The sequence below is a fragment of the Frankia sp. AgPm24 genome (genome assembly GCF_023243055.1).
Taxonomy (GTDB): Bacteria; Actinomycetota; Actinomycetes; order Frankiales; family Frankiaceae; genus Frankia; species Frankia umida.
This window is the reverse complement of the sequence record NZ_JALKFW010000189.1, coordinates 35,443-46,114: the sequence shown is the minus strand read 5'-3', so window position 1 is coordinate 46,114 and position 10,672 is coordinate 35,443. Positions and strand designations below refer to the sequence as shown.

The window sequence follows — 10,672 nt, the reverse complement described above, 5'->3', positions numbered from 1 at the left end:
GCAGGTGCCAGAGTTCGTCGGGTGAGGTGATGCCGCCGGGGAGTCGGCAGGCCATCCCGACCACGGCGATCGGCTCCCGGGAGTCGGCGGGCCCACCGGTCCGCCCCGACGCCGCACCGGTGGCCACCGTGGCGTCAGCGCCCACAAGCCGTTCCAGCAGGTGGCCGACGAGCCGGTCCGCGGTGGGATGGTCGAACAGGATGCCCGCGGGCAGCCGCTGTCCGGTCACCGCGGCGAGCCGGTTACGCAGCTCCACCGACAGATGCGAGTCGAGCCCGAGATCCTTGAAGGTCCGGGTCAGGTCGGTCGCTTCCCCACCGCCGAGGACCGCCTCCACCTCGGCGCGGACCAGCCGCAGCAGATGGGCGTGCCGGTCGCCGCGGGGCAGCGCCGCGACCTGCGCCGCCAGCGAGTCGTCCGCCGGCGGATCGGCTACCGGCCCGCGGTCGGCGTCGACCGTCGCGGCTGTGCTGGCCGCGGGTGTGCTGGCCGGCGCGGTGCCGGGTGGCGCCGACGCGGCGTTGGTGGGCACGGCGGCGTCCAACCAGTGCCGGCGTCGCTGGAAGGCGTAGGTGGGCAGGTCGACGGGTCGCACGGGATGGCCGGCGAACGCCGGCTGCCAGTCCACGGTCAGGCCGGCGGCGAACGCGTCGCCCACCGCGCCGTGCCAGCGGGTCAGATCGCCGTCGTTGCGGCGCAGGGTCGCGAACGCGCGGCCGTCCACCCCGGCGTCGTCGAGGGTGTCCTGGACGGCGACGGTCAGCACGGGATGGGTGCTGGACTCGATGAACAGCCGATGCCCGTCGCGGGCGAGCGCACCGACAGCGTCGTGGAAACGCACGGCCTGGCGCAGGTTGGTGTACCAGTAGTCGGCGGTCAGGGTGGTGGTGTCGGCGATCAGGTCCCCGGTGACGGTCGAGTAGAAGGGCACCTGGGCCGGCTGGGCGGTGATGTCCGCCAGCGCCGCCAGCATGGGCTCACGGACGGGCTCGACGAACCGCGAATGCGAGGGATAGGCGATCGGGACCAGCCGGACGAAGATCCCGTCGGCCTGGGCGCGGGCGATCAGTGCCTGCAGCGCGTCGGGTGGGCCGGCCACGACGCAGGACCGGGGACCGTTGACGGCGGCGAGGGTCAGCTGGCCGTCCCACCGGGCGACGTACTCGGTCGCGTCGGCGGCGGGCAGTCCCAGGGTGGCCATGCCACCCAGTCCGACCAGCGTGGTCAGCGCCTTCCCGCGCAGCGCGACGACCTTCGCCGAGTCCGCCAGCGACAGGACGCCGGCCAGGTGTGCGGCGGCGATCTCACCCTGGGAGTGGCCGACCACCGCCGCGGGGATCACGCCGTAGGACTCCCAGAGCCTCGCCAGGGAGATCATCGCGGCCCAGAGCAGCGGCTGGACCACATCGCTGCGTTCCAGCAGCCGCGGGTCGTCGATCGCCTCGTCCGGGGACCAGTCCAGGTAGGGGGCCAACGCCTCCAGGCAACGGTCCCAGGCCGCGCGGAACCGGTCAGACCGTGCGCGCAGCTGCCGGGTCATGCCGACCCACTGCGAGCCCTGGCCTGGAAAGACGAGCACCGGACGGTCGGCGCCGGCCAGCGGCGGGCCGAAACCCGCGATCGTGCGGCCCTCGGCCAACGCGGCGAGCTCCGTGCGAAGCGTGTCACGGTCCGCCGTGACGATCGCGGCCCGATGTTCGAACGTCCGCCGGGTGGCGGCCAGCGAGTAGGCGACGTCGGCGAGGCCGGCGTCCGGGTGCGCCGCGAGATGCTCGTGCAGCCGAGCGGCCTGCCCGCGCAGCGCCTGGCGGCTGCGGCCCGACAGGGTGAACACCAGCGCGTCCGAGCCCGCCTCGGTGGCACCGCTGGTCGGCGCGGTCGACGGGGGTGCCTCGCCCAGCACCAGATGGCAGTTGGTGCCGCCCATGCCGAACGAGCTGACCCCCGCGATCAGGGGGCGTCCGGCCGTTCGGATCGGCTGGGTGCGGACGTTGACCCGCAGGTTCAGCTCGTCCAACGGGATGCGCGGGTTCGGGGACTCGAAGTGCAGGCTGGCCGGCAGCGTCCCGGCCGCGACGCTGAGAACCGCCTTGAGCAGCCCGGCGATGCCGGCGGCGCCCTCGAGATGACCGATGTTCGTCTTGACCGAACCGACGAGCAGAGGCTCGTCCTGGCCACGGTCGCGGCCAAGGACGGCGCCCAGCGCGGCGGCCTCGATCGGGTCGCCGACCGGGGTCCCGGTGCCGTGCAGCTCGACGAACCGGGCCGCGGATGGTGCTACCGCGGCGCGGGCGTAGGCGGCGTGCAGCACCTCCTCCTGCGCACCCTGACGGGGGACCGTCAGCCCCTGACCGCCGGCGTCGTTGTTCACGGCGCTGCCGCGGATGACCGCGTGGATCCGGTCGCCGTCGGCGATCGCGTCCCGCAGCGCCTTGAGGGCGACCAGGCCGCCGCCTTCGCCGCGGACGTACCCGTCGGCGCGGGCGTCGAAGGTGTGGCAGCGCCCGGTGGGCGACAACGCGCCGAACTTCTCGGCGGTCCGGAAGCCGGTGGCGTCCAGGTGCAGGTCGATGCCGCCGGCCAGGGCGAGCCGGCTCTCCCCGCGGCGGATGCTCTCGCAGGCGAGGTGCACGGCGACCAGGGACGAGGACTGGCCGGAGTCGACGACCAGGCTCGGCCCGGACAGCCCCAGCAGGTAGGAGACCCGGTTGGCCAGCAGACCGCGGCTCTGACCGGTCAGGGTGTGCGGGCCCACGGCGGCCTCGCCCTGGCCGAGGGCGAGGCGGGCGTAGTCGTCCGCGATCGCACCGAGGTACACCCCGACCGGGCCCACCGGCGCCGCCGGCGGCTGGGAGCGGGTGTCCTCCAGCACCTCCCAGGCCAGCTCCAGGGCGAGCCGCTGCTGCGGGTCGAGGCTTGCGGCCTCCCGGGCGGAGATGCCGAAGAAGTCGGCGTCGAACGTGTCCACCTCGGCCAGGAAGCCACCGCGCAGGGGCCAGCCGCCGCTCGCTCGAGCCGGCAGCGGGCCGGCCGGTGCCACCCGGGCCGCCGGGATGTCACCGACCGCCTCGACCTCGTCGACCAGCAGCCGCCAGAACGCCTCCGGCGAGGCGGCACCCGGCAGCCGGCAGGCCAGCCCGATGACGGCCACCGCCTCGTCGGCCACCGAGCGGTCGGCCACCGAGCGGTCGGTCACTGTCCTGTCGGTCACTGTTCTGTCGGGCACCGTCGACTCGGACGGCGGCCGCGGCGTGCTGGTGGGGTGTTCGATGCTCATCGCTGTCCCTTCGGGACGAGCCGGACCGGAAGGTCGACGACCACTGCGTGCTTGTTGCTCGGGGTCCAGGCCACCGGCCCGGTCAGCTCGATCCGCTCGACCCGGTCCAGCAGTTCCTCCAGCAGGACGCGCAGCTCCAGCCGGGCGAGTTCACCGGCGAGACAGCTGTGCTCACCGGCGCCGAAGCTCAGGTGCGGGTTCGGGTCGCGGCGCACGTCGAACCGGTCCGCGTGCGGGAACACGGACTCGTCCCGGTTCGCCGAGGCCCACCACAGGGTGACCTTCTGGCCGGCGCGGATGTGTGTGCCACCGAAGTCGACGTCGCGTCGGGCGGTGCGCCGGTTGTAGGGGTTCGGTGGGGCCCAGCGCAGGATCTCCTCGATCGCGCGGGGCAGCAGCGACCGGTCCGCACGCAGCAGGTTCCACTGGTCGGGATGCTCGGCCAGGGCCAGCACGCCGCTGGCGGCGGTGTTGCGCGGCTGTTCCACACCGGTCAGGAACAGCAGGTTGAGGTTCGCCGCCCGGTCGTACTCCGTCAGCGGTCGATCGGCCGCTCCCGCCGCGGCCGCCGCCGGCGTGCCGTCGGTCGCCAGCTCGCCGTTGGCCAGCCGCGAGACGACGTCGGCGCCGGGACATCCCCGCCGGCCGACCAGCAGCGTGCCGCAGTATTCGCCGACGCTGAGGCCGATGGCCTTGGACTGGTCGTCGACGACACCGGTGGTGCGGTTGACCAGTCCGGCCACCGCGTGTGTCCATCCGGTCAGGGTGGGCCAGTCGGTGCGGGGCGCGTCGAACAGCAGGCCCACGACCTCGGTCGCGAACGGTCCGGCGACCTCGGTCGCGAAGTTGCCCGTCTCACGTTCGACCGCCGCGTCCAGCAGCGCCGCCGCCCGTGCGCGGATCTCCGGTTCCAGTGCCCGCGCCGCCTCATGATCGAAAGCCGGCTGTAGCAGGTCGCGTAGCCGGGCATGGCGAGGATCGTCGGTCATCCCGATCAGGACGCCGGGGTGGACGCCCAGGGGCAGGTCGTCGAGATGGGTGCCGCCGCCGGAACGGCCACCGCCGCCCTGCGAGGAGAACACCGGGTCGGCGGCGACCGCGGCGATGTCGGCGTACCGGGTCAGGACCCAGAAGGCCTCCCCGTCCACCGAGGATCCCGGGGGGTGCAGCAGGATCGGTGCTTCGGCGCGCAGCCGGGCGAGCAGGTCGTAGGGGATGCCGTCGGCGAACCTGGTCCCATCGGTGAGATCGAGGTCGCCAGGCGTCGCCGGTGGTCCCGCGACCCCTGCGCCGCCGGGCGCGGACAGGGCGGTGGCGGTCGGTGCGCCCGTGCTGGGGGCGAGGTGTGCAGGTGTGCTCACGGGGCGAGCTCCTTCGGTCTGGGTCCGGGCAGCCGCAACCGGAGTGGTTCGCCTGCGCGGCTGGGCCGCCGTAACGCCGTGGGGGAGCGGCGCGGGAAAACAACGAGGGCCATGGTGCAGGCGATCAGCCGGACGAGCTGTGTGTGATCGGCGAACTGTGCGTGGGATCAGTGCGTCCGGTCCGTGCTGCGATCCCGACCCGCATTGCCAGAATGAGAATGCCGCCGCCAACGGTCATCATTGCCGTAGCTGCCAGCCGGATACGACGTTAGTCGGGGTACACCCCTAGCGCCAACCCCAAGAGGCCCGGATGGCACCCCTGTGACCTGGGGTCTATTAGGGTCGCCAGGCCGACACTGTCGTGTTCCTGAAACAATCTCGCCGAAGTTCGCTGGGGTGTGTGCCGTATCACAGAAGAGTCGGTTTCCGCCCTGAGTAGGTGCGGTTAAGCTCTGTGAACTGCCTGGCAGGCGGGGTTTCCCACCGCACCCTGACGCCTCGGCTCCGGCTTCGGAGACTCGGCTGTCACTCGTTTCCCGGTTTTTTCTGTGCTGCATTTCCGTGTCTCTGGAGCAGATGTATGCGCTTTTCTCGAAGTCGCCGTCGAATTTCGCTGTCCTTCGTTGTCGCCGCGACGCTGCTGGCCGCCTGCAGTTCAGGCGGTGGTTCGACCGTGGACCGGGCGACCACCCCGGTCCACGGTGGTTCCCTGACGTTCGCGACCGACACCGAGCCGATCAATTTCGACATCCACGTCAGTCCGCAGGACGTCACGGCGCTGATCCAGCGCAACGTGTTCGACTCACTCGTCTACCAGGACGCCAAGGGGGCCCTGCGGCCGTGGCTCGCCAGCTCCTGGGAGATCTCCCCGGACGTCCGCAGCTACACCTTCCACCTGCGCCAGGGCGTGAAGTTCAGCGACGGGACCAGCTTTGACGCGGCCGCGGTCAAGGCGAACTTCGACCACGTCGTGGCGAAGTCGACCAAGTCGCAGTACGCCGCCAGCCTGCTGGGCCCGTACGCGGGCACCGAGGTGATCGACCCACAGACGGTGAAGATCAGCTTCACCCGGGCGTTCGCCCCGTTCCTCCAGGCGGCCAGCACCGCCTACCTGGGTTTCTACTCACCCAGAACGCTCGCGGCCAATGCCGCCAAGCTCAGCGCCGGCGGGCCGACATCCGTCGGGACCGGGCCGTTCGTGTTCACCAGCTACACCAAGGGCCAGAGCGTGGTCCTCACCCGTAACCCGGCCTACGCCTGGGCCCCGCAGGGCGCCGGGCACACCGGCCCCGCCTACCTGAACACGCTGACCATCCGCTTCCTGCGGGAGAACTCCGTCCGGGTCGGCGCGCTGACCAGCGGGCAGATCGATGTGGCCGGCTCCCTGCCACCGGCGAACGTGCGGACCGTGAGCGCCAACAGCGGCCTGCAGGTCCTGCGCCGCGACGCGGCGGGCGGCAACTACAACATCTACCCGAACATCTCCCGCGCCCCGCTGAACGACGAGAAGCTGCGCAAGGCGCTGCAGCTGGGCATCAACCTGTCCACCGATGTGCAGACCGTGTACTTCGGCCAGTACAAGCGTGCGTGGAGCCCGATCGGGGCCCTCACCCCGTCCTATTCCTCGGCGGTCGAGAACAGCTGGCCCTACGACGCGGCCAGGGCCAACCAGCTGCTCGACCAGGCCGGCTGGACCGGGCACGACTCGGCCGGCTATCGGACGAAGGACGGTAAGCGACTCACCCTGCGCTGGCCGATCGTGCCGTCGCTGATCCGCGAGCAGCGTGACGTTCTCGGCCAGGCCATCCAGGCGGACCTGCGCAGGATCGGTGTCGAGGTGGTGCGGCCAAGCCTGGACCCGGGCACGTACATCGACGCCATCTACTCCGGTGACTACGACCTGCTCGACCTGAGCTGGGCCCGTTACGAACCGGACGTGCTGCGGCTCGCCTTCCACTCGAAGAGCACCGCCGCGAGCGGTGGGCAGAACATCTCCTTCCTGAACGATCCGCAGGTCGACACGTGGACCGAGACCGGCGAGGGAACGTTCGACCAGAAGGTGCGTGACCAGGTCTACGCGCAGACCCAGCAGCGGGTGATCGAACAGGCCGCGGTCATCCCGGTGTACACGCCGACCTACATCGTGGGGGCGGCGAAGTACGTGCGGGACCTGGGCTTCGACACGAACGCCTGGCCTCGTTTCTACGACGTGTGGCGGGACAAGAAGTGACTGCCCGGCTGCTGCTGTTCGGCTCCAGGCGACTGGCGGCCGCGCTGGTGGTGATGCTGGGGGCGGCGACGCTCGCCTTCGGCGCCCTGCATCTGATCCCCGGCGACCAGGTGGCGATCCTGCTGGGCCCGAACTCGGCGGCCTCGCCCGAGATCCGGGCCCAGATCAGGGCTGACTACGGCTTCGACCAGCCGGTCGTGGTGCAGTACGTCCACTATCTGGGCGATGTGGTCCGGGGTGACCTGGGGCAGTCGTACCAGCAGCAGCAGCCGGTGACCGCCCTGATCGGCGACCAGTTGTGGCCCACCGTCCAACTGGCGCTGGCCGCACTGGGCCTGGCCGTCCTGTTCGCGGTGGCCTCCGCGGTGCTGACAGCCGGACGGCGGCCGCCACTGCGCTCGGTGGCCTCGGCCTGGGAGCTGGTCGCGGTCTCCACACCGCCGTTCTGGATCGGCCTGCTGTTGCTGACCGCGTTCTCCTTCCAGCTCTCGCTGTTCCCGGTCGCCGGTGCCGGCGACCTGCGGTCGCTGGTGCTGCCGGCCCTGGCCCTGGCCCTGTCGCTGGCCGGGGTGCTCGGCCAGGTGCTGCGCGAGGGGCTGGAGGCCACGCTCACCCAGCCGTTCGTGATGACCGCACGGGCCCGCGGCCTGAGCCAGCTGGGGGTCACCACCCGGCATTCGCTGCGTCACGCCACGGTCCCGTTGCTCACCCTCGCCGGCTGGCTGACCGGCACGTTGATCGGTGGAGTGGTGCCCGTGGAGACGGTGTTCGGCCGGCCGGGGATCGGCGCGCTGATCCTTCAGGCGGTGTCGACCAAGGACATGCCGGTGGTGATGGGAGTGGTGCTGTTGTGCGCGCTGGCCTTCGTGGTCATCTCCACCCTGGTCGACCTGCTCGCGCTGGTGGTTGACCCCCGGCTGCGGGCCGAGGCGGTGGCGGTATGACCGTCCTGGACGCCACCGGGGCCGAGCGTTCCGGCCGGCTGCGCCGCGGTGCCGGTGCCGGCGCCGCCCGGGCCGCCCGGGCAGCCCGGTCCGGGCTCACCGGCGCGCCGGTGCCGGTGCTGATCGCCGCCGCGGTGCTGGTGCTGGCGGCCCTGCTGGTCGTGGCGCCGGGGCTGGTCGCCGGCTCGCCGACGCAGACGGACCCGGCCGCGGCGCTGCGCGGCCCGACCCCGCACCACCTGTTCGGCACCGACCAGCTTGGCCGGGACGTGTTCAGCCGGGTGGTGCACGGGGCCCGGCCCTCACTGCTGCTCGGCTGCGGCGCGACCGTCATCTCGGTGCTCGGTGGGGCGCTGCTCGGCCTGGTCGCCGGCCTCGGCGGCCGGTACGGCGACCAGGTCCTGATGCGGGTGATGGACATGTTGCTGGCCCTGCCCCCGCTGCTGGTCGCCCTGGTGGTGATCTCGGTGCTGGGTTCCGGCACGGTCAACGTGCTGATCGCGATCGGGGTGGCGTTCATCCCGCCCTACAGCCGGCTGGTGCGGGCGGAGGCGCTGCTGGTGCGGCGCTCCGGCTACCTGGAGGCGGCGGTGGGACTCGGCCTGTCACGCCGGGTGCTGACGGTGCGCCATGTGCTGCCGAACGCGCTCGGCCCGCTGCTGGTGCTGGCCAGCGTCGGTTTCGGTACGTCGCTGATCTACGCCTCGTCGCTGAGCTTCCTTGGCCTCGGCACCCGCCCACCGGCACCGGAATGGGGGGCGATGCTCTCCGACGGCCGTGACTTCCTGCAGACGTCCTGGTGGATCGCGCTCTTCCCGGGACTCGCGGTCACCGTGTCGGTGGTGTCCATCAACCTGGTCGGCCGCCACCTCCAGGGCCGCTACACCGGACGGACCGGCCGATGACCACCACCAGCGCATCCGACCCGTCCCTGACCGCCCGGACCGCCGCCGTCGGCGAGCCTCCCTCCGGCGGGGACAGCCGTGGCCTGGTCGTCGACGGGCTCGCGGTCACCTTCGACACCGGCGGGCAGTCGGTGCCGGCCGTGCGCGGGGTGTCGTTCGGCATCGAGGCCGGCCAGACCCTGGCGCTGGTGGGCGAATCCGGGTCGGGCAAGAGCGTCGTCGCCCGCACGATCATCGGACTGACCGGTGGACGCTCCACCGTCGCCGTGCGGGAACTGTCGTTCGACGGGCAGGACCTGACCGCGCTGCGTGAGGCGCAGTGGCGCACGGTCCGCGGCGGGCGGATCGCGCTGATCCTCCAGGACGCGCTGGTCTCCCTGGACCCGATGCGCACCATCGCGGCGGAGATCACCGAGGTGTTGCGCCTGCACCGCACGGTGCGGCGCGACCAGTACGACGAGCGGGTGCGCCAGCTGCTGGCCGACGTCGGCATCCCCGACCCGCGGCGGCGGGCCCGCCAGCGTCCGCACGAACTCTCCGGCGGGCTGCGGCAACGAGCACTGATCGCCGCCGCCCTCGCCGCCGGCCCGCGGCTGCTCATCGCGGACGAACCGACCACGGCCCTGGACGTCACACTGCAGGTGCAGGTGCTCGACCTGCTGGGCCGGCTGACCGACACCGGCCTGTCGCTGCTGCTGATCAGCCACGACCTGACCGTCGTCGCGCGCCTCGCCGACCGGATCGCCGTCATGTACGCCGGGCGGATCGTGGAGCACGGGCCGGCGGACCAGGTGCTCGGGGACGCCCGCCATCCCTACACCCGCGCCCTGCTCGGTGCCGTCCCCTCCGCCCGCACCCGGGGCACCCGGCTGTCGGTGGGCCGGGCGACGGACCTGACCCTCGCCGGGCCGGGCTGCCCCTACGCCGTCCGCTGCCCCGCGGCTGATGATCATTGCGGCACACACGAGCCGGCGCTGACCGAGATCGCCCCCGGACAGTCGGTGGCCTGCTGGCATCCGACGCCCGGTACGGCGCACCCGCCGCTCGTCGGGCTCCCCGCGCCGGCCGTCCCCGCGGCCTCCCCGCCGTCCCCGCCGTCCCCGCCCGCGCTGCCCTCGTCGCGGCCGGCCGTCCCAGCGGCTGTGGCGGCGACGGTGCCGCGTCCGGTTCCCACGGGGGAGGAGCCGTTGCTGCGCGCGGACGGGCTTGGCCGGCGGTTCCGCTCGCCGGACGGGACCTGGCAGTCGGCCGCCCGGGACGTGACGTTCGAGCTGCGGGCCGGGCAGACACTCGGCATCGTCGGTGAGTCCGGCTCCGGCAAGACGACCACCGCGCGGATCGTGCTCGGCGCCCTGCGACCGGACGAGGGCACCGTCCACTTCGCCGGACGCCTGTGGAACGGCCCGGACGTCGCCGAATCCGCCCGGCGCACCCACCGCCGCCGCATCCAGGCCGTCCACCAGGACCCGCTGAGCTCGTTCGACCCACGGTTCACGGTGGCGCGTCTGGTCGCGGAGGCCGTCGCGGTCGCCGGTGTGCCCCGCGGCGCCGCCCGGCGGGCCCGGGTCGTGGAGCTGCTCGACACCGTCGGGCTCAGCGCCCGGCTGCTCGAGCGGCGTCCCCTCGAGCTCTCCGGCGGCCAGCGGCAGCGGGTCGCCCTCGCCCGGGCGATGGCCCCCGGCCCGGACCTGCTGGTCTGCGACGAGCCCGTCTCCGCGCTGGACGTCTCCATCCAGGCGCAGATCCTCGACCTGCTGGCCGACCTTCAGGCCGAGTTCGGTCTCGCCCTGCTGTTCATCTCGCACGACCTGGGCGTGATCGGACATGTCAGCGAGCACATCCTGGTGATGCGCGGCGGCCTGGTCGTCGAGGCGGGGCCGGCCGAAGGGCTGCTCGCCGCGCCCGCCCATGACTACACCCGTGAACTGCTGGCCGCGGGCACCCCGCGGTGATCC

Annotated in this window: 6 protein-coding genes; 4 read left to right on the top strand and 2 right to left on the bottom strand. The window is 72.6% G+C overall.

Annotated features, from left to right (window positions below; all coding sequences use genetic code 11):
- On the bottom strand, nt 1-3,277 hold a 3,277-nt coding region (locus tag MXD61_RS14915; RefSeq protein WP_248813750.1), incomplete at its 3' end, for a type I polyketide synthase.
- Nucleotides 3,274-4,638, bottom strand: coding sequence for a cytochrome P450 (locus MXD61_RS14910; protein ID WP_248813749.1), 1,365 nt, complete (start codon nt 4,636-4,638; stop codon nt 3,274-3,276). The genes MXD61_RS14910 and MXD61_RS14915, both read right to left, overlap by 4 nt.
- 673 nt (nt 4,639-5,311) lie before the next feature.
- Between MXD61_RS14910 and MXD61_RS14905 the strand changes: the two genes are divergently transcribed.
- Genes MXD61_RS14905 through MXD61_RS14890 form a run of 4 tightly spaced genes read left to right on the top strand, consistent with a single transcriptional unit; the run spans nt 5,312 to nt 10,669 of the window.
- Nucleotides 5,312-6,868, top strand: coding sequence for an ABC transporter substrate-binding protein (locus MXD61_RS14905; RefSeq protein ID WP_248813748.1), 1,557 nt, complete (start codon nt 5,312-5,314; stop codon nt 6,866-6,868).
- Entirely contained in the window at nt 6,865-7,812 is a 948-nt protein-coding gene (locus tag MXD61_RS14900) for an ABC transporter permease (protein ID WP_308222757.1), read from the top strand. Before MXD61_RS14905 ends, MXD61_RS14900 begins: the two co-directional genes overlap by 4 nt.
- Nucleotides 7,809-8,717, top strand: a complete 909-nt coding sequence (locus MXD61_RS14895; RefSeq protein ID WP_248813747.1) for an ABC transporter permease — start codon at nt 7,809-7,811, stop codon at nt 8,715-8,717. Before MXD61_RS14900 ends, MXD61_RS14895 begins: the two co-directional genes overlap by 4 nt.
- Nucleotides 8,714-10,669, top strand: a complete 1,956-nt coding sequence (locus MXD61_RS14890; RefSeq protein ID WP_248813746.1) for an ABC transporter ATP-binding protein — start codon at nt 8,714-8,716, stop codon at nt 10,667-10,669. The genes MXD61_RS14895 and MXD61_RS14890 overlap by 4 nt, the downstream gene beginning before the upstream one ends.
- The last annotated feature ends 3 nt before the right edge of the window (nt 10,670-10,672 follow it).